This window comes from Mesorhizobium sp. WSM4306, assembly GCF_007003975.1.
Lineage (GTDB): Bacteria > Pseudomonadota > Alphaproteobacteria > Rhizobiales > Rhizobiaceae > Mesorhizobium.
Window position 1 is genome coordinate 586,286 of record NZ_VFTC01000001.1, and the last position, 18,967, is coordinate 605,252.

20 protein-coding genes and 1 other RNA gene are annotated in these 18,967 nt (G+C 63.0%); 11 read left to right on the forward strand and 10 right to left on the reverse strand.

Annotation, left to right across the window (positions count from 1 at the left end; all coding sequences use genetic code 11):
• Positions 1–176: 176 nt before the first annotated feature.
• Positions 177–488, reverse strand: coding sequence for a DUF2853 family protein (locus FJV77_RS02990; RefSeq protein ID WP_142865347.1), 312 nt, complete (start codon positions 486–488; stop codon positions 177–179).
• A gap of 166 nt (positions 489–654) precedes the next feature.
• On the opposite strand from FJV77_RS02990, the gene ssrA reads away from it, so the two are divergent.
• Together ssrA and FJV77_RS32755 are read left to right on the forward strand one after the other, a co-directional pair.
• Positions 655–1,014, forward strand: a transfer-messenger RNA (tmRNA) gene (ssrA, locus tag FJV77_RS02995).
• 108 nt (positions 1,015–1,122) lie between these two features.
• Positions 1,123–1,263, forward strand: a complete 141-nt coding sequence (locus FJV77_RS32755) for a hypothetical protein (protein ID WP_246691118.1) — start codon at positions 1,123–1,125, stop codon at positions 1,261–1,263.
• 43 nt (positions 1,264–1,306) lie between these two features.
• Here FJV77_RS32755 and FJV77_RS03005 read toward each other — a convergent pair whose 3' ends face one another.
• The gene (locus FJV77_RS03005; RefSeq protein ID WP_142865348.1) at positions 1,307–2,512 is read right to left on the reverse strand and encodes a multidrug effflux MFS transporter; all 1,206 of its coding nucleotides are present in this window, start codon (positions 2,510–2,512) and stop codon (positions 1,307–1,309) included.
• 188 nt (positions 2,513–2,700) lie between these two features.
• On the opposite strand from FJV77_RS03005, the gene FJV77_RS03010 reads away from it, so the two are divergent.
• The 4 genes from FJV77_RS03010 to FJV77_RS03025 all read left to right on the forward strand — a co-directional run bounded on the left by FJV77_RS03010 (position 2,701) and on the right by FJV77_RS03025 (position 4,511).
• Positions 2,701–3,384: a TetR/AcrR family transcriptional regulator gene (locus FJV77_RS03010; RefSeq protein WP_142865349.1), complete on the forward strand. Its 684-nt coding sequence runs from the start codon at positions 2,701–2,703 to the stop codon at positions 3,382–3,384.
• A 133-nt stretch (positions 3,385–3,517) separates the two neighbouring features.
• Positions 3,518–4,060 (forward strand): SspB family protein, encoded by a 543-nt coding sequence (locus FJV77_RS03015; protein WP_142865350.1) that lies wholly within the window; start codon positions 3,518–3,520, stop codon positions 4,058–4,060.
• An 18-nt stretch (positions 4,061–4,078) separates the two neighbouring features.
• Complete coding sequence (locus FJV77_RS03020) at positions 4,079–4,273, forward strand: DUF4169 family protein (protein WP_142865351.1); 195 nt, start codon at positions 4,079–4,081, stop codon at positions 4,271–4,273.
• Between the two features lie 13 nt (positions 4,274–4,286).
• Complete coding sequence (locus FJV77_RS03025; RefSeq protein WP_142865352.1) at positions 4,287–4,511, forward strand: ribbon-helix-helix domain-containing protein; 225 nt, start codon at positions 4,287–4,289, stop codon at positions 4,509–4,511.
• On the opposite strand, the gene FJV77_RS03030 is transcribed toward FJV77_RS03025, so the two are convergent.
• The gene (locus tag FJV77_RS03030) at positions 4,508–6,304 is read right to left on the reverse strand and encodes a chloride channel protein (protein WP_142865353.1); all 1,797 of its coding nucleotides are present in this window, start codon (positions 6,302–6,304) and stop codon (positions 4,508–4,510) included. The two genes, FJV77_RS03025 and FJV77_RS03030, sit on opposite strands and share 4 nt — an antisense overlap.
• A 170-nt stretch (positions 6,305–6,474) precedes the next feature.
• Here FJV77_RS03030 and FJV77_RS03035 point away from each other — a divergent pair, with 170 nt between their 5' ends.
• Positions 6,475–6,903 (forward strand): MarR family winged helix-turn-helix transcriptional regulator, encoded by a 429-nt coding sequence (locus tag FJV77_RS03035; protein WP_142865354.1) that lies wholly within the window; start codon positions 6,475–6,477, stop codon positions 6,901–6,903.
• A 42-nt stretch (positions 6,904–6,945) separates the two neighbouring features.
• Here the strand turns inward: FJV77_RS03035 and FJV77_RS03040 are convergent, their stop codons facing one another.
• From FJV77_RS03040 to FJV77_RS03055, 4 genes are all read right to left on the reverse strand, one after another.
• On the reverse strand, positions 6,946–10,917 hold the full coding sequence (locus tag FJV77_RS03040; RefSeq protein ID WP_142865355.1) for an AsmA family protein: 3,972 nt from the start codon (positions 10,915–10,917) through the stop codon (positions 6,946–6,948).
• 170 nt (positions 10,918–11,087) lie between these two features.
• Positions 11,088–11,528: a hypothetical protein gene (locus tag FJV77_RS03045; protein ID WP_185970172.1), complete on the reverse strand. Its 441-nt coding sequence runs from the start codon at positions 11,526–11,528 to the stop codon at positions 11,088–11,090.
• Between the two features lie 107 nt (positions 11,529–11,635).
• Positions 11,636–12,067 carry a hypothetical protein gene (locus FJV77_RS03050; RefSeq protein ID WP_142865357.1) on the reverse strand — a complete coding sequence of 144 codons (432 nt, stop codon included), beginning with the start codon at positions 12,065–12,067 and terminating at the stop codon, positions 11,636–11,638.
• A 94-nt stretch (positions 12,068–12,161) separates the two neighbouring features.
• Positions 12,162–13,571 carry an FAD-linked oxidase C-terminal domain-containing protein gene (locus tag FJV77_RS03055; RefSeq protein ID WP_142865358.1) on the reverse strand — a complete coding sequence of 470 codons (1,410 nt, stop codon included), beginning with the start codon at positions 13,569–13,571 and terminating at the stop codon, positions 12,162–12,164.
• Positions 13,572–13,673: 102 nt separating this feature from the next.
• Here FJV77_RS03055 and FJV77_RS03060 point away from each other — a divergent pair, with 102 nt between their 5' ends.
• Together FJV77_RS03060 and FJV77_RS03065 are read left to right on the forward strand one after the other, a co-directional pair.
• Entirely contained in the window at positions 13,674–14,153 is a 480-nt protein-coding gene (locus FJV77_RS03060) for a thioesterase family protein (protein ID WP_142865359.1), read from the forward strand.
• Between the two features lie 234 nt (positions 14,154–14,387).
• Positions 14,388–14,585, forward strand: a complete 198-nt coding sequence (locus tag FJV77_RS03065; RefSeq protein ID WP_142865360.1) for a hypothetical protein — start codon at positions 14,388–14,390, stop codon at positions 14,583–14,585.
• 48 nt (positions 14,586–14,633) lie between these two features.
• On the opposite strand, the gene FJV77_RS03070 is transcribed toward FJV77_RS03065, so the two are convergent.
• Together FJV77_RS03070 and FJV77_RS03075 are read right to left on the reverse strand one after the other, a co-directional pair.
• Complete coding sequence (locus FJV77_RS03070) at positions 14,634–15,539, reverse strand: dienelactone hydrolase family protein (protein ID WP_142865361.1); 906 nt, start codon at positions 15,537–15,539, stop codon at positions 14,634–14,636.
• A 180-nt stretch (positions 15,540–15,719) separates the two neighbouring features.
• Positions 15,720–16,010, reverse strand: coding sequence for a hypothetical protein (locus tag FJV77_RS03075; protein ID WP_142865362.1), 291 nt, complete (start codon positions 16,008–16,010; stop codon positions 15,720–15,722).
• Between FJV77_RS03075 and FJV77_RS03080 the strand changes: the two genes are divergently transcribed.
• Both FJV77_RS03080 and FJV77_RS33225 read left to right on the forward strand, forming a co-directional pair.
• Positions 15,994–16,335, forward strand: a complete 342-nt coding sequence (locus FJV77_RS03080) for a hypothetical protein (protein WP_246691119.1) — start codon at positions 15,994–15,996, stop codon at positions 16,333–16,335. The genes FJV77_RS03075 and FJV77_RS03080 overlap by 17 nt on opposite strands.
• On the forward strand, positions 16,302–16,424 hold the full coding sequence (locus tag FJV77_RS33225) for a hypothetical protein (RefSeq protein WP_281408559.1): 123 nt from the start codon (positions 16,302–16,304) through the stop codon (positions 16,422–16,424). Before FJV77_RS03080 ends, FJV77_RS33225 begins: the two co-directional genes overlap by 34 nt.
• A gap of 5 nt (positions 16,425–16,429) precedes the next feature.
• Here FJV77_RS33225 and FJV77_RS03085 read toward each other — a convergent pair whose 3' ends face one another.
• The gene (locus FJV77_RS03085; RefSeq protein WP_142865363.1) at positions 16,430–18,742 is read right to left on the reverse strand and encodes a glucose/quinate/shikimate family membrane-bound PQQ-dependent dehydrogenase; all 2,313 of its coding nucleotides are present in this window, start codon (positions 18,740–18,742) and stop codon (positions 16,430–16,432) included.
• Between the last annotated feature and the right edge of the window lie 225 nt (positions 18,743–18,967).

The following is an 18,967-nucleotide window of genomic DNA, read 5'->3' on the forward strand; positions in this document are numbered from 1 at the left end:
AGGGGTGCTGTCGCCGACGGTTTCGCCAATCACAAGTGTCGATGAAAGAGCGCCAAGCTGCGGCCAGCTCTTTCTCCCCGTCACTATACGGGGAGAAATGCCCGGCAGGGCAATGAGGGGCAGCGCCGACGCTTAACAAGGAGCAAGCCAGAAGGCTCGCCATCCAGCAAAAGTCTCTAAAGCGAGCCCAGCTTGCCCAGATCCTTGGCGACGAGATAGTAAAAGGTCACGCGGCTCTTGGTGTTGTCGGCAGCCATCGCCTTGCAGGTCTTTTCGATGGATGCATCCGCCTTGGCGCCGTCGGCGATGCCGAGCTTCTTGGCGACCCAGTTGGTCTTTACGCGATCGAGTTCTTTGGGGTCGGTGCACGATACCAGCGAGGAATCGCGGTTCCTCAGCGCAATACCCAGATGCTTGACGATCTTTTCGACCGCATCGGCGCTGGCGCCGGCGTCGTATTTCTTCACATCCGCAAGATAGTCGGCCATCGGACTTCCCCTCGTCGGCGCCACGGATCCGGTCGATGAGGGCTGTGGCGCGCTACGCAACCTGTGCGCTAGGTCGATACTCCTCACCGGCGCAAAGCTTCGGTTGAGACCGTGTCCAAGTCAACCCTCGGCGTCGCAGTTTGGCTCTGGGAAGAAGCGCGATTGCGGCCTTTCATTTCGAGCGACGACCCCCTATATTCGTTTTGTCGGCTTGACCGACTATGGCGATAAATGGGCGATGAAATAAGCCGTTCGGACCCGGGGGCGGTACCCGGCGCCTCCACCAAAAGCCGCTTTGACGACGAGGCGGTTTTTGCTGGGGGCGAAATAGGATCGACGAAGGTGTAAAGATCGTACTTTTGCCCGGCATTGTACCACCGTCATCGGGCTAAACTTATAGTTGCCAACGACAACTATGCGGAAGCTCGTCTCGCTGCTTAATGCAGTGCGAACGCTTCAAATCAAGCCCTAGAGGTTCGCACTTCTAGGCGGGGTTCGGAGGTACCTGGCAACAGAAACCTCCACTTCTCCACTCCCCAATATTGTACGCGCAACGTCGACTGACGCCGACTTCGCGTGGCTATGGGCCGCGAAGCCATCGAGCCGCGTGCGCCTCTTCTCCATGGAACAGGAGATGCAAAACTTTACCGATCGATTCTTCGTGCTGACTGGCGGTCGGCGTCTACACGAATTGGGCTACGAGCTGATCGAGCTGCCGCTGGCCTCCGTCGAAGCGCGAATGCGCTTCATTCTGGCGAAAGCCGGATTGAAATGAAAAAGGCCGGGAAAACCTGGCCTTTTTCACAAGATGTGGCTGCTTACTCCGCCGGCGCTTCGATCGCGTCGCGCGAACGGCCGAGCGTTAGCTTGGCCAGCGTGAACGAGATCACGGCGCAGAGCGTAATGCCGGCGACCATCGGCAGCGGCGTGCCGTCAAAGAAGATGCCGGCGACACCCATGGCCAGCGCGCCGATGGCAAAGTGCAGCGTGCCCATCAGCGCCGAGGCCGTGCCGGCGATCTCGCCATGCTCTTCCATGGCCAGCACCGACGTGGTCGGGATAACCAGGCCGAGGAAGCCGTAGCCGATGAACAGCAGCGCCGCCATCACGTCGAGCCGGTCGACGCCGGTCGCCATGATCGCGAACAACGCCACCATCGTCGTGGCATAGCCGGTCACCGCGACCCAGACGACGCGCTTCAGCCCGAAGCGTTCGGACAGCAATCCCGTCAGCTGCGACATGCCGATAAAGGCCACCGCATTGATCGAGAAGAACACACTGTAGACCGAAGGCGACAGCCCGTAATGGTCGATCAGGATGAAGGACGAACTCGAGAGGTAAACGAAGAAGCTGGCAATGCCGAAGCCGGCGATCGCCACCAGGCCGAGGAAATTGCGGTCACCCATCAGGAAGCGATAGCCGGCAAGTGCGGTGCCAAAGGAGGAACCGACGCGTTCTTCCGCCGGCCGCGTCTCCTTGAGCGAGGTCGCCAAAAGAATGGTCGCCAGCAGGGCCGCGCCCGTCACCGTCCAGAACACAGCGCGCCAGCCGAAATTCTCGATGATCTGGCTACCGGTCAGCGGCGCCAGGATCGGCGACACCGAAAACACCAGCATCAGCAAGGACATCAGTTTGGCGGCTTCCGTGCCGGTGTGCAGGTCGCGCACGATGGCGCGCGGCACGGCCATGCCGGCGCTGGCGCCGAGGCCCTGCAGGAAGCGGAAGGCGATCAGCCACTCGATGGTCGGCGCCATTGCCGAACCGATGCCCCCGACCATGAACAGCGCCAAGCCGCCATAGAGCGGCAGCTTGCGGCCAACCATGTCGGAGATCGGCCCGACGACGATCTGGCCGAAGCCCATCGACAGGAAGAAAATCAGCAGGCTCATCTGCACGGCGGCGGTGCCGGCATGCAAATCCTCGCCGATCGAAGGCAGCGCCGGCAGGTACATGTCGATAGCGAAAGGGCCGATGGCGGACAACAAGCCGAGCACGACCGCGATGCGGAGGAATTTGAGACTCATGATAAAGGCTTCTTTCAAATCTGGTTGCCGCCGCCAAGCGACGTCTAACCCCAGGACGTTCCATCCCGTGGAAATCCGACATCCCGGGGCGAATTCATTCGTCCCACTCGGAGCAAATTTCCGTTTTCTTATGTCCACAAATTTAGACAGTCTTGTCTAATTCGTCAATCACCTCTATATAGATTTTTATGAAGCCTGCCGTTTCTCCTGACATTTTCCCGCCACGCGGCCACGAGGCCAAGCGTATGTCGATCATCGATGCGGCGGCCTCTGTGTTTTGCCGCGAAGGCTTTGCCGGCGCCAATATCGACCTGATCGCGGCGGAGGCCGGTGTCTCGCGCCAGACCATCTACAATCACCACCGCGACAAGGAAAAGCTTTTCACGGCCGTGGTGCGCGACCTGACCGAGCGCTGCAATGCCGGCATCTTCGCCACCTTCGCCAGCTTCCCCGACCAGCCCAGGGATCTCGAAGGCGATTTGATCGGCTTCGCCGTGCGCATGAACCAGAACTGCATCTGCAATCGCGACGGACGCTTCCTGCGCAAGCTGATCCAGACCGAAGGCGAGCGCTATCCCGAACTGTTTGGCGAATGGCGCGACCAGGGTCCCGGCCGGACCTGGCCCGCACTCGCCGCGCGCTTCGCCCGCCTCGCCCATGCCGGCCACCTCGCGGTCGACGATCCCGATGTCGCCGCGCGCCAGTTCTTGGCGCTGGCCAACGCCGAACTGCAGACCACCTTCATGCTCGGCGGCATGCCGTCGGAGGATGAAGTACTGCAGTCGGCGACGCACGGCGTGCGCACCTTCCTGCGCGCCTTTGGCAAGCGCAGATCCGCAGCGGCGGTGGAAAAGCAGTTGGCCAGCGCCTGAACGAATCTAAAGTCGGCGATCAAATCGTCCGTGACGGGCCTCGCTTCGGCGCATCAGCGATCTATATCCGGTTTACGCCGCCCTCAAGCTTGATTACAGCTATGCGGACGATTCAACGGAACCCGACCAGCACATGGCCGACGACCACATCCGCTACGACATTTTAGCCCAGGAGGCGCTGCGCGGCGTCATGCGCAAGGTCCTGGCCGAAGTCGCGCGCACCGGCCTTCCCGGCAATCATCATTTCTTCATCACCTTCCTGACCGGCGCACCGGGCGTGCGCGTGTCGTCGAGGTTGCGCGAGCGCTATCCCGAACAGATGACCATCGTCATCCAGTTCCAGTATTGGGACCTCAAGGTGACCGATACCGGTTTCGAGGTCGGCCTGTCCTTCTCCGACGTGCCGGAGAAACTCGAAATCCCGTTCTCGGCCGTGCGCGGCTTCTACGATCCGTCGGTCAATTTCGAACTCGAATTCGACGTCAAGACAGACGTTCCCGCCGAAGACGAAGCACCGGCACAGCCGGCTCCCGAGCCCTTGGCCATCGTCTCCGAGAAAAAACCCAAGGCCGAGAAGAAGGCCGCCGCGGCCGAAGCCGAGAAAAAGCCGGCCGTGGCCGATGCCGCCGGCAAGGGCGCAGACGTCGTCTCGCTCGACGCCTTCCGCAAGAAGTAGCGGGACGGACGGCGCGACATGGGCGACGTCGTCAACCTTCGACAGCTCCGCAAGCAAAAAGCGCGCGCCGAAAAGGAAAAGCTGGCCGGCGAGAACCGCGCTCTGCACGGCCGTTCCAAAGCCGAAAAAACCCGCGACCGGCTGACGTCAGATAAGGCCGAGAAGTTCGTCGCCGGCCATCGCCGCGAACGCCCGGAAGATCAGGGCGATTGATGGACAGCCTGCGGTGAGCCCGGTCGAAAAACGCTCGGTAACGATCCGCGGCCACCGCACCAGCTATTCGCTCGAAAAACCCTTCTATGACGATCTCGTCGCCATCGCCGCTGCGCGCAATATGACACTCGCCGCATTGGTTGCCGACATCGACGAGACAAGGCCTCGCGACGCCAACCTGTCCTCGGCGCTCAGGCTCTATGTGCTGGACTGGGCGAAGGGCAACGCCAGATTCTAAACTGGATCGGCCGCACTATCCTGTTTCCGGTGTCGGGTGCCAAAGCCGAGCAATGCCGTGCGGTCGCGTTCCTCGGCCTGCTTCTTCGCCCTCACCCGCATCAAATCCTTCCAGCCGATATAGCCGACCAGGCGGGACTCCTCCCGCGTGACGACGGGCAGATGCGAAATGTTGGCCGTCAGCAATTTGTCGGAGAGGCCTTCCAGATATTCGTCGGGATAGGCGAGCGTCACCTTTGAGCCGGCGAGCAGTTCGCCGAGCGTCGTCGTGCGATGCTTGCCGGCCCGGCGCCAGCGCAGGATGGCCGGCGGATCGATGACGCCAAGCACATGGCCGTCTTCATTGACCACCGGAAAGCTCGGGTGCCGTGTCTCGGGCGCGGTGAGGAAAGCGGCCGCGCCATGCAGCGTCATTGTCGCCGGCACGCTTTCGACCTTTGCTGTCATCACCTCGCGCACGCGGGTCAGCGCAAACGGGTCTACGCGGTACTCGCGCACCAGATGGTGCCCTCGCCTCGCCACCTTCTCGGTCAGGATCGAGCGCTTCATCAACAGCACGGTGACGGCATGGGCGGTAGCACAGGCGGCGATCAACGGCACCAGGACATGGGTGTTGCCGGTCAATTCGACCGCAAAGAAGGTAGCCGTCAACGGCGCACGCATGGTGCCGCCCATGGTCGCCGCCATCGCCAGCAATGGCCAGAAGCCAGGCGTCGCCTCAGGCAGGATACCGGCGAGCACTGCACCCATGGCCCCACCCATGATCAGCAGTGGCGCCAGAACGCCACCCGACGTTCCCGAACCAAGCGCCACCGACCAGATGATCGCCTTGACCACAAGCAGGACAAGAGCCGCCGTGGCGATCAAGCGGCCATCAAGCATGTCGGCGATGTTGTCATAGCCAACGCCCAGCGCCTGCGGCTCGATCAGCCCACCAATGCCGACCACCAAGCCGCCGATCATCGGCCACCACATCCAGTGTATCGGCAGCTTCTGGAAAGCGTCTTCGCAGGCATAGACCATCTGCGTCAGCAAGCCGGACAGCAGCCCGGCGCATATCCCGATCAGCACCCAGCCGCCCAGCCCAGTGAATGAAGACACCATACTGCCCTGGAACGGAAAGATCGGCCCCGGCAAATGCAGCATGGTGCGTTCGACCTCGGCAATGATGGCTGCGACTGCCACGGGAATAAAGCTGCGCGGCGTCCATTCGAAGAGCAGCAATTCCACGGCCAGCATGATGGCCGCGATCGGCGTGCCGAAGACGGTGGTCATGCCGGCCGCCGCACCCGCCACTAGCAATGTCTTGCGCTCATTGTCGCTGACCGGCAGCATCTGCGCGATCAGCGAGCCGATGGCGCCACCGGTCATGATGATCGGCCCTTCGGCGCCGAACGGACCGCCGCTGCCGATCGAAATAGCTGACGACAGCGGCTTCAGGATCGCCACCTTGGCGCCGAGGCGCGAGCGACCAAGCAGAATCGCCTCGATGGCTTCGGGAATGCCGTGGCCGCGGATCTTCTCGCTGCCGTACCTGGCCATCAAGCCGATGATCAGCGCGCCGATCACCGGAACGATGACGGCGGCATAACCAAGCGGCGTGTCCTGAAGTTTCAGCTCGGCAAGCGAGAACTGGCCGAAATAGGCAATGTTGGTGGCAAGCCGGATCAGTTTCAACAGCGCAATGCCGGCAAACAGCCCTGCGGTTGCGACCACGACGACGATCGCCGCGATGAGCAGCACACGCGCATCGGTGGTGAAGTCGCGAAGGTGGTGGCTATCGGAGGATTTCATTTGGCGACCCGGCTTTCTGGAGGCGCCGAGCGCCGCCCTGTTGTCGGGCCGCTATGTATCGTAATACGATATAAATATTCAAGACCGCTATCGACCAACCCGCCGCGTCATTTTGAACGATGAAGATGGGCCAGCGTTGAGCTTTGCCGAGAAAGGGCGATAGATCGGGAATGACCGTTCCGCAGAAACCACGCCCCGCGATCAGCGAAGCCGACTACCAGCGGCTGTCCGAGTTTCGCTATCTGATCCGCCGTTTCCTCGAATTCAGCCAGCTTCAGGCGGAGGCCGCCGGCCTTACGCCGCGCCAGCATCAGGCGCTGCTTGCCATCAAGGGGTTTCCAGGTGGCGGACCGGTGACAATCGGCGAACTGGCAGAACGCCTGCGCATCCGCCACCACAGCGCCGTCGAGCTGGTCAACCGACTTGGAGAGGCCGGGCTGGTCTCAAGAGACCAGGACAAGGACGACCAGCGCCGCGTGTTTTTGCGATTGACCGAGCACGCCGAAGATCGTCTTGCCGAATTGTCGGCGGCGCATCTCGATGAGCTCGAGCGGATCGAACCGATGATGGGACGCCTGCTGACCCGTCACAAGCAATAGGCCGCAGTCGCGAACCGTTTGCCTTCAGCCATGCAAGGCCTTCTAATTACCCAGCGACTTCAGCAGATTGTCGACCGAGAATGGATTTGTCTTGGGCTTTGGCGGCGCCGGTGCCGTACCGTCATTGACGCCGGGCAGTGAACGGTCGACCTTCGGCGCTTGCTCCTGCGCCTTGCGCTCGGCCTCCAGCCTGGCCTTTTCCTGCGAAGCAATCCGCATCGCTTGCTCAGCCTTCTTCCGTTCGGCTTCGGCCTTGGCGGCGTCTTCGGCTGCCTGCTGCTCGGCCTGCGCCTTCGCTTCGGCGTCCGCCTTGGCCTTGGCGTCGGCTTCCGCCTGCGCTTTCGCATCGGCGTCGGCCTTTGCTTGCGCATCTGCCTTGGCCTTGGCATCCGCTTCGGCCTGCGCTTTTGCGTCGGCTTCAGCTTTCGCCCTGGCGTCGGCCTCGGCTTTCAGCCGCGCCGCTTCCTCCTGCTTGCGCAGTTCCTCGGCCGCATTGTCACGTTCGGTCTGCAGGGCAGCGTAATAGCGCACTTCGCGCCGCAAGCGCTGCTTCTCGAGCAGTGCGGCCTGCATCGCCTCGACCCGTTGCTGCTCTTTCTCCAGCGCGCGCTGGGTCAGGAACTGCGCCAGCGGCTCGCTGTCGAACAGCTTCTTCATCGCGCCGAACGGCCCGTCGACGCTGAAATTGACCGAGGGATCCGACCCGACCAGCGCCTCGTCGCCAGGCTTGTAGGTGATCGTACCCCTGGCGGCGACGGTACTGGTGTTCAGGTCCGCCGTAATGTCGGCGGACAACGCCGCGCCAGCATTTTCCAGCTTGACCGGCGGCGCCCTGAGCGTACCGCCGGCAACCGTAAAGGCGATGTCGGTATCACCAGCGGCAAAATTGCCGTCGCCGGCAATGTCAGGCGCAAAGCCCGCGGTCTTGGCCACGTCGATGTCGCGCCCGATCGTATCGGCCTTGGCGATCAAGGCGCCGAAGGCATCGGGATTGACACCGGCAATGGTCAGGCCTTTCAGCGCCGCCGTGCCGGAGCCGGAGAGTGCGGCAATCATCGCGTCGACCGATTTGCCGCTGGTCGACAGGCCAGTCGAGAAATCGCCACTGCCGCTCAGGCCGGCATTGGGCAGCACGGTGGTGAGATCCGCGCCAGCAAGCCTCATCTGACCGGAGAACAGCCCGGTGCCGTCGGTATTCTTCAATTCGAACAGGCCGGTTAGTGCGCCGCCGAGCAGCTTTGCCTTCAGGTCCGAAACCCGGATGCCTTCCTGGTCGAGTTTTAGCGACAGCGATGCGTCATAGGCCGTGGCCAGCGGCCCGGCGGCAAGGGTGGCCGTCGTCAGATCGAGGTCGGCGGTGAATGGCAGGATGGATTTCTGACCGAACGGCGCCGTCGGCCAGTTGCCGTTGCTGGCGATGAAGGACTGGTCGCCGAACAGCGCCACCGCCATCGGGTCGAGGTCGAGTTCGTCGAGCGCCAGCGCACCGGCAAGGTGCGGCAGGCCCTGCTTCACGTCGAGATTGATGTCACCGGACACCGCCGCTTCGTTGATGGACCCGCTGAGACCGCTCAGCACCAAAAGGCCATTGCCGAAATCGGCATCCGCGCTGAGCGAGGTCGATGTGCCGGTGCCCATGCCCGGCAGGCCGACGCCGGTGGTCATCAGCCAGGGCTCGATATCGGAGGCATCGACGCCGATCTTGCCCTTGACGGTGGCGCCTTGCGGGCTTTCGGCGACGGTGCCGTCGAACGTTGCCTTGAAATCATCGGCGGCCAGGTTGAAGCTCGTCGCCAGGCCGCCGCCAAGCGTGCCTTTGGCTGAAACATCGGTACTTGCCTGGCCGAGCATGCCGAGCGGCAGCGCCGGCATTCCATAGAGCGCCAGCAGCGCGGTGGCGTCGGGGTTTTTGGCGTTGAAGGTCAGCGTCACCGGCGCGTCGAGCAACTGGCCGACGGCACCCCTGCCCGACAGCGACGCCGAAAAGGCGGAACCACCCGCCTTGCCTTGCCCGCTCACCGCCAGGCCTGTTGTGCCGTCACCATTGTCGGCGGCACTTGCCACCAGATCGACTCGCGCGTCCTGGAGCAGCTCGGGATAGGCAGACGTGCGGCTTGCCAGCCCCTTCAGCACATCATTGTCGGGATAGCGTTGCGCGGCGATGTCGATCAGCGGCTTCAGGTCGACGGCGACCACCGAGGCGTCGAGCTTGCCGGTAGGGCTCGCCGGAAAATCCTTGATCCGGCCGGTGGCGCTGATCGACGCGCCGGCAAGGCCGCCAATCGACAGCCGGTCGATTTCGAGCAGCCCGTCGCGCAGCCGGAGCGCGGTATCGACTGTGTCGGCGGTCAGCCCGCCGGCACTAACCGGCCCGGCCTTGATCTGGAAATCGAGGTCGCGGTCGGAAAAGCGGTTGGCGCCCTTGTCGCTGACGAAGATCGAGGCGAACGCCGTCAGCCCGTCGACATCGAGTTCGCCGCCCGTGAGCCGCATCAGCACCGACGGCTTGGCGTCGTCGGGCTGGCTGGAATCGATGCGGCCGGAAAACTTTGCCTTGCCGAGGATCAGTTCAAGATCGCTGAACGCCTGTCGCCTCTCCGACAGGTCGACCTTGGCCTTGAAGCCGGCGGCCGGCAGGCGGCGGATCGCCTCGTCGACATCTTTCGACAGCCAGGCCGCAAAGCCGGAAGGCTGCGCCACCGCTAAAAGCAGCGAGCCGCTGAAGCCGAAATGATCCTCGACGCTGAGCATGCCGTCGGCTTCCAGCGTGGTGCGCCCTGGCAAGGTCGCAGCCATCGACTTCACCGACCAGCCGCCCTCGACCGGCTCGGCGGAGAGATGCACGTCGCGAACCGTGGTGTCGCCGGCCACCACCGCCGGCAGCTTGACCTCGACGGTGCCGGGTATGGTCGGCTTCGGCAGGTCGAGCAGCGCCTGCTCGATACCGGCAATGCGCTGGTCCAGGGTCAGGCCGGCGCCCTTCTCAGCGCCCACCGCCTCGTCCAATTGCACCTGCGCGCCATTGGCCTCGATGGCGAAGTTCGGCTTCAGCCCGAGATCGACCGAAGCCTTGCCGTCGGCGGTGTAGGGATTGTCGAGCGGCCCGGTCTCGAAACGGAATTCATCGACGCCGAGTTTCTGGTGGTCGAGCGAGAACTTGCCGTTCAGCCGAAACCCCGGATCGGGCTTGCCGGCGCTGACCTTGCCCGTATTGATCTCAACAACCTCGCCATCGCTGCCGCGCAGCGCTGCCCCGCTTTTGTCGAGACTATTCTTGTCGGCGCCGGAAATCTTGAACTGGCCGGAATAGACGGCAGCCCCTTTGACGATGCCGGCATTGCCGTCGGTTTCGACGAGCAGCGGATAGGCATCGGGATCGAACTTGAGCCTGAGCCGCATCTGGCCATTGCCCTCGGCCTTCCCCGTCGAAGCGACGACCGTCGAGCGCAGGCCGTCGAGCCGCAACGTGCCGTCCATGCGCCACGGCCCGGCCAGCGACTTGGCCGAGATGGTCGAATTGATTTCAGAAATCAGATGGCTGCGCCCACCCGCCGCATGGCTGAGCGCAATCTCACCCTCCGTCACCGTCAGCTTCTCGATCGAGATCTGATTGACATCGAAAGGCGAGGACGGCCGCATCGCCCAATCGACCGTGCCGTCATCGGCGATGTCGATCGCCGCCTTCGGATGCACCAGCCGCATGTCGAAGATCAGCACTTCGCCGCGCAGGAACGGCGCCAGTTCGGCATCCATCGAAAACGTCTCGACGGTCATCGCCGGCTGGCCGCCTGGGCCACCGGCGACGGTCACATTGGAGAAGGTCACCGACGGGAACGGCAACAGCCTTGCCGTAGCGTCGCCCTGCACCGTCACCTTGCGGCCGAGAATGGCGCTCGCCTCGCGCTCGAACTCGGCGCGGTAGCCCGTCCAGTCGATAAAATACGGCACCACGAGTGCTGCCAGCAGCACCAGCACGAACAAGCCACCGAAGATCACGAACAAGCGTGCGAGCATCAGCTCCGAACGGGTTGATTGAAAGTCAACCGCACTCTACCCGCATCAGCGTGTCGATAAAGAGGCAATTTCCTTGGCAGACGCGTTGCTGAGGCTATCACTCGAGGAAAAAACCTTGGCTGATCAACTGCATCGCCAAAGCAACCCAGAAAGCCGATTGGCATGACCGATCAACGGCGTCCGACGGCCTCCAACAGTGTCGCCAGAACAGCTCCCTGGTGAAGGCTGACCGAAAAGCCCTCGGCGATGAATTCCAGCGTCGAATCATGGAAAGTCAGGATCATGTGCCGATAACCGGAAAACAGCTCCGGCCTGTGGGACGGGTGAACCCGATTTGCCTTCTCGAAGGAGGCGATCCAGGAGGAATTGAGGACTTCGAACGCGGAGTACGGCCGCAGCCCCAGTCCATACAAGCGGTGCCCGCTGATGACTTCGTCGTTTGGCGGGCCGAACTGGAATGCCAGGTAGGGATCTGCCGTCAGGATTGCGATCGATTGATCGTCGGCCACAGATGAAAACGAGCGCGGATTGGTGCCGTCGAATGATGGATCCGGACTGTCGACGATGTAAGCAATGAGCAGCCTGCCCTCATCGGCAAAGACATGCGGCAAGGGCGCGCCGGCGGACGACAACGGCACGTCGATCGGTATTAGGGCCTCCGATGTAGGCATCTACTGGCCCTCTCCCGGCAACGACGCAGCTCTCGCGCTCCGCGGTATTATCTCGCCAAGGCCCTTCGGCGATATTCGTTCAGCAGCACGGCCATCTCTTCGGGCGAAAATTCCCAGCCCTTGGGCAATGCGGCTTCGGCGCCCAGGCTTTTGGTGATGCTGCGCATGACGGAGCTCTTCTTGACACCCGGTGCGAAATTATAGCCGATCATCTCGCCGGCTTTGGGCAGGCTGTAGACGTGGAAGCCTTCAACGTCTTGCCAGCGGACCAGTTTCGGCGATCGGACAAGACCGCCGCCGAGCATGAAACCTTGTCCGTTCAGCATCAGCATTTGTGGGCGCACAAGCAGCCATACAAAGACCAGCGCGCACGGCCCGAAGAACGCCATGCACAACCAAAGCCCGGTGGTGTCATCGTCTTCAGAGACGTAGATTAGGAAAGCACTGCCCAGGACAAAGACGAGGCTGGCCAGCAGCATCAGCAATGTCTTGCCGTGCGATGCCCTTATGACCAAAGGCTCCACAGTCTTGGTCCCGTACCGCATTGCCGCCCCTCGCCTCCGCAATATTCGGCTATGCAGGTAATATCTTGCCCGGGTTCATAATGTCTTGCGGATCGAGCGCCTTTTTGATCGATCGCATGATGTCGACGCCGTGGCCAAGCTCGTGGCGCAGGAAGCCGACCTTGCCCTGGCCGATGCCGTGTTCGCCGGTGCAGGTGCCGTCCATGGCGATCGCCCGCATGTTCAGCCGCGCGACGAATGTCTCGGCCAGCGCGATCTCTTTGGGGTCGTTGACATCCATCAGCACCAGCACGTGGAAATTGCCGTCGCCGGCATGCCCGACGATCGGCGCCACCAGGCCCATTTCGGCAATATCGGCCTCGGTCTCAGTAACGCATTCGGCCAGCCGCGAGATCGGCACGCAGACATCGGTCGACAGGCCCTTGGTGCCGGGCCGCAGCGTCAGCGATGCCCAATAGGCATCGTGCCTGGCCTTCCACAGTTTCGTCCGTTCCTCGGCGACACTGGTCCACAGAAACGGCCCGCCGCCATTGTCTTCGGCGATGGCACCAAAAGTTTCGGCCTGCTCGGCAACACCGGCATCGCTGCCATGGAATTCGACGAACAGGCACGGGCTCTCGGGATAGTCGAGCTTGGAATAATGCTTCATCGCCCGCATCTGCAGCGCATTGACCAGTTCGATGCGCGCCACCGGAATGCCCATCTGGATGGTCGCGATGACCGCGTTGCATGCCGCCTCCAGACTTGGAAACGGACAGACGCCGCCGGAGATCGCCTGCGGAATGCCTTGCAGCTTCAAGGTCAGCGACGTGATGATGCCGAGCGTGCCTTCCGAGCCGACCAAAAGCCGCGTCAGATCGTAGCCGGCAGAACTCTTTTTCGCCCGCTTGCCGGTCGTCACCGCCTCGCCATCGGCCATCACGGCCGTCAGCGACAGCACGTTCTCGCGCATCGTGCCGTAACGCACCGCATTGGTGCCCGATGCTCGCGTTGCAGCCATGCCGCCGAGCGAAGCATTGGCGCCGGGATCGATCGGAAAGAACAGGCCGGTGTCGCGCAAATGCCGGTTGAGGTCCTCGCGCGTCACGCCGGGCTCGACCATGCAGTCGAGATCCTCAGGGTTGACCGCAAGAATCCGGTTCATGCGCGAGGTGTCGACCGAGATGCCGCCGCCCGGCGCGTTGGTGTGGCCCTCCAGCGAGGAGCCGACGCCGAAGGCGATGACCGGCACGCGGTGCATCGCGCAGGCGCGCACGATCTCCTGCACCTCTTCTGTCGTCTCCGGGAAAGCGACACCGTCGGGCGCCTGCGTCGGGATATAGGTGGTGGTGTGGGCATGCTGGGAGCGGATCGCCGCGCCGGTCTGGAAACGTTCGCCGAACTGCTGCTTGAGGATGCCGAGCACGGCTGCGATGCCTTCCTCGTTGCGTTCGACCGGGTTGAGGTCGCTCAAAGCCATGAATTCCTCCGCGAATGGACCAGCGTCCACGCTTGTTATGCGATTATGGATGCGTAGTCTCGCCGGCTGCATCCTGTCCAGCACCAGAACAAGGAAGTTCTCATGCCCATCCCCGCCCCCTACGTCTCCAAACCGATGGATATCGAGAAGGACTGGATCGACTACAACGGCCACCTCAACATGGCTTACTACAACGTGCTGTTCGACCGCTGCTCGGACGAGGCCTTTGCGGCAATGGGCATGGGGCTGGACTATGTCAAGGAGCGGCGCCTCACCATCTACACGGCCGAGGTCCATGTCTGCTACGTGCAGGAACTGCATCTCGAACACAAGGTCGTCGTCTCGTTCCAGCTGATCGACCATGACGACAAGCGGCTCAGGGCCTACCAGGAAATCCGCCATGTCGACGGCTGGCTCGCCGCCACCTCCGAAACCCTGTCGCTGCATGTCGACATGTCCGGACCGAAAGTCGCACCCTTCCCCGCCGACGTGCAGGCCAAGGTGGAAGCGATGCGCGCCGCCCATGCCGCGCTGCCGATGCCCGAACGCGCCGGCCGTTCGATCGGCATCAAACGCAAATAAGCGAACTCTGTCCTCACAAGGGGCTCGAAAGCCACACTGGCAAGCCAAAGTCGCAGCGTCCCCAAAATCCACTGGTCGCTGTGCTTGAAGCGCTTTCGGCCCCGCGTTAACCTTACCGAGATTTTAACGTTAACAAACCATTTGAGCCATTGAACGACTCAGCGGACCGTTTGAGAACGGGTTGATCCGAGTTGCGATGCGGGCGGCGGGGCACAGGCGGTTCGAGGAACGTGCATGAAAACCGACATCAAGGTCGAAGTGGACAGGCTGGCTGCCGATCCGCGCGTCACTGACTATGATTTCTGGCGCTCGTTGAAGAACGTCAACAACGAGATCTTCCACATCGCCAACAGCAACGAGCCGATCCCTTTCGACATGATTCGCTGGCGCGCCATCCTGAAGCAGGCGCGCATGAAACGCGGCCACGCCTGACGTCGGCCTGCACTGCCCTCATTGCCCCGCCGGGCGTTGACCGGTCTACTAAGCCAGCTTCTCCTTCAGGAAAGCGATCGTCCGGCCCCAGGCGAGATCGGCTGCCTTCTTGTCGTAGCGCGCGGCTGACGTGTCGTTGTTGAAGGCATGGTTGACGCCGTCATAGACATAGACCGTGTATTCGACATGCGCGGCGTCGAGCGCCTTCTTGTAGGCATCGATGCCGGCATCGATGCGCTCGTCGAGCCCGGCATAGTGCAGCAACAGCGCGGCCTTGATCTTCGCCGCGTCCTCGGCCTTCGGCTGCATGCCATAATAGGCGACGCCGGCCGCAAGATCGGGCGCTTTGACGGCCAGATCGTTGACCGCGCCGCCGCCCCAGCAGAAGCCGACGGCGCCGACCTTGCCGTTGCCGTCCTTGTCGCCCTTGAGATAGGCGATTGTCGCCAGGCCATCGGCGGTGACCTGGCTGGCGTCGAGCTTGGTGAACATGTCACGCGCCTTGTCTTCGTCAGCGGGCGTGCCGCCGAGCGGCGACAGGAAATCCGGCGCCAGCGCCACGAACCCTTCCAGCGCCACACGGCGCGCGATGTCCCTGATGTGCGGATTGAGCCCACGGTTTTCGTGAATGACGATGACGGTCCCGAGCTTGCCGGACAGGCTCGCCGGCTTGACCAGATAACCCTTCATCTCGCCGCTGCTGCCGGGATAGGTGATGTCTTCAGCCTTCAGGCGCGGATCGTTGTCGGCGACAACAGCCGCCTGCGCCGAATTGGCGGCCAAGAGCGGCGCGATCGCGGCCGCCGCGGCACCCGACCCGGCGAGTCTGGTCAACCGTTCCATGAAGCGGCGACGGTCGAGCGTCAGATGCGTGTATTCGTCATAGGCATCGATCATCGCCTGGCTGATGGCAGGGATGGCAGGCTTGGCGGCTTCGGCGATGGGTTTCGTCATGGCGTGCTCCTCGCTGGGAGATGACCTCACGGTCACTCCGGGATGACCTTGCGGTCACTCCGGGATGACCTCACGGGTCAAGATAGGGTGCAAGCCCGCACGGTCCAGTCACGGATCAGTGACACTTTCGTCGTCAGGCCGCGCAGTTGGCACAAGTCAGCCGCACCAACCGCGCGGCCATCACATTTTGGTCATTTCAGAGAATGTTGATGGTGCCGCCACAATATCAGGGGAAGTTGATTGTGGCTTCGCCCGTTGCGGCAGCCAGACGAGAAGGAACAACGCTATGACCTTGTCCACTCCGATCCTTTTAAGCGCGCTCGTGGTTGCCGCAGCCGCCTTGCTGGCCCTGCGCTCCGCCGCGTCGGAAGCTGCCGAGCGGATGGTGAAGGTCCGGGTCGACTGGCGCCGTTCGAAAACCCGATAACCGACAGTAACACCGAGGGGAAACATCATGGACGCCCAGAGCATCGTGACCATCGTCTCGCAGAAAGCCGGCCTCGATCAGGCGGTCACCGAAAAGGTCGTCGGCACCATCTTCTCGGTGCTCGAACATGAAGCCGAAGGCACCACCGTCTCCAGCTTCTTTGCCAAGATACCGGGCGCTGACGCACTCGCCCAGAAATACGACGTCATGGCTGCCGCCCCTGCCGGCGGTGGTGGCTTCCTGTCGTCGCTGCAAGGTGCGCTTGGCGGCGTGCTTGGCGAAAAGACCGGCGCACTGATTAATGGTGTCGCCGCGCTCAAAGCCCCGGCCTCGACATGGCCCAGATCCAGAAGGCCGGCACCATGCTGATCCAGCAGGCCGAAGCCGCCGCCGGGCCGCAGCTGACCAATGAAGTACTGGGTTCGGTGCCAAGCCTGAAAGGCCATCTCGGACTCTAGGCCATCTACTTCGGCAGCGTATACGCCATCACATAGTCGCCCGGCTTGGTGCCGACCGAGCCGTGGCCGCCGGCGACGATGACCACGAACTGGCGGCCGTCGGCGACGGTGTAGGTCATCGGCGTCGATTGCCCGCCTGCCGGCAGCCTGGCCCGCCAGAGCTGCTTGCCCGACGTCACATCATAGGCGCGCAGATAGTCGTCGACCGCCGCGCCCAGGAAGGCGACACCGCCGGCGGTGATCATCGGCCCGCCAATGCCGGGCACCCCGACCTTCAGCGGCAGAGGCAGCGGCGTCATGTCGTAGACGGTGCCGTTGCGGTGCTTGTAGGCGATCTTGCCGGTTCTGAGATCGGCGCCCGCGACATAGCCCCATGGTGGCGCCTGGCATGGCACGCCGAGTGGCGACAGGAACGGCCCCATCACCACCGCGTATGGCGCACCCTCATTGCGGTTGAGCCCCTGTTCGCTGCCGCGACCTTCATCCGGCGGTGGCACCTGGTCGCGCGGAATGAGCTGCGATTTGAAGGCGAGATAGGTCGGCATGCCGAACATCACCTGCCGCACCGGGTCGACGGCGACGCCGCCCCAATTGAACGTGCCGAAATTGCCGGGATAGATCAGCGACCCCTCTACGGAAGGCGGTGTATAGCGGCCCTCATAGCGCAGGCCCTGGAATTCGATCCGGCAGGCCAGCTGGTCGAACATGGTGATGCCCCACATGTCGGCGCCGGTCAGCGGGTTCGGATTGAACGAGAGGTCCGAAGACGGCTGCGTCGGCGAGGTGTGATCACCCTCGATGGCGCCGCCTGGCGCCGGCACTTCCTTGACCGGGATGATCGGTTCGCCGCTGCGCCGGTCGAGCACATAGAGGTCGCCCTGTTTGGTCGGCCCGACCAGCGCCGGAACCAGGCCGGCAGCCGTGGTAATGTCGACCAGCGTCGGCTGCGCCGGGACGTCCATGTCCCAGAGGTCGTGATGCACGGTCTGCCGCACCCAGCGCAATTGTCCGGTGGCGAGATCGAGCGCGGTGATCGAGGAGGAGAACTTCTCGACATTGGCGCTACGGCCGGCGCCGAGCTGGTCCGGCGTCTGGTTGCCGAGCGGCACGTAGAGCAGTCCGAGCTTCTCGTCGGCGCTCGGTGTCGACCACATGTTGGGCGAGTTGTGGGTGTAGGTCTGGCCCGCCGCCAGCGGTGTCGTCTGGTCCGGGTTGCCGGAATCCCAGTTCCACACCAGCGCGCCGGTGTCGACATCGAAGGCGCGGATGACGCCGGACGGTTCCTCGGTCGAATAATTGTCGTTGACCGCGCCGCCGACGATGATCTTGCCGCCTGATATCAGCGGCGCCGATGTCGAATAGTAGTAGCCCGACTTCGGGTACGGCATGTTGGTCAACAGGTTCAGCGTGCCGGCTTCGGCGAACGACGGACAGACCTGGCCATTGGCGGCATCAAGCGCGATCAGCCGCGCGTCCGAGGTCGGCAGATAGACGCGTGTCGCGCAGGGCTGGCCAGCGGCGATCCTGGCATCGGCGTAGTAGGACACGCCACGGCAGGTCTGGTGCTGGCGGTCCTTGTCGAGCTTGATCTTGGGGTCGAAGCGCCATTTCTCCTTGCCGGTCGCGGCATCGATGGCGATGGCGAAATTGTGCGGCGTGCAGATGTAGAGCGTGTCGCCCACCTTGAGCGGCGTCACCTGATAGGTGGTTTCGCCGATGTCATCCGGACCCTTGACGTCACCGGTTTGGTAGGTCCAGGCCGGCTGCAATTTGGCGACATTGTCCGGCGTGATCTGGTCGAGCGGCGAATAGCGCTGACCATAGGGCGTGCGGCCGTAGAAGTGCCACTCGCCCGGAGGCACATTGCCGCCGAGATCCGCAGTCGGCGTCACCTTGTCGGCGCTGAGCTCGCCGGCGATGTCCTTGGGATCGGCGGTCATCGAATAGCCGGCCACTGCGAGCGACGCGAGCACCGCCAGGATGAGCGGCGCACGCGCGTCGGGGCCGGTGAGGCCCTGCCTTGCCCACGGCGTCAGCAGCCACAGCGCCAGAAGCACGATGACGCCGCCGCGCGGGCCGAGTTCCCACCAGTCGAAGCCGATTTCCCACACCGCCCAGGCAAGCGTGCACAGCACGATCGCAGCATACAGCCACAGCGCCGTCGATTTGCGCCGGAACAGCAGCCAGGCGGTTATCAGGAAGGCGAGACCGGTGATGACATAATACCAGCTGCCGCCCAGCATCACGAGCCGGACGCCGCCGCCGCCAAGTGCCAGGCCGATGAGGAACAGGATGAGGGAGGTGATGACCACAGCCAAGATGATACTCCTTCGACTGTTGCGCTTTGCGGCGCCTCTCAGGCAGCCGTCCCCTGCCCTGTCGCCAGCTTTCTCCCGCAGGCCGCGTGTGTCAAGCAAAGCCTGCCAGCATAAGGTGAGACAGCCGATCCGCGATCATTGAGCGGCTCGGTGCGGGCTACCGGCGTTTTTGGAGGCGCAATGGATCGGTGGATCACACCTCAAAACGAGACCAAGGAAAAAATT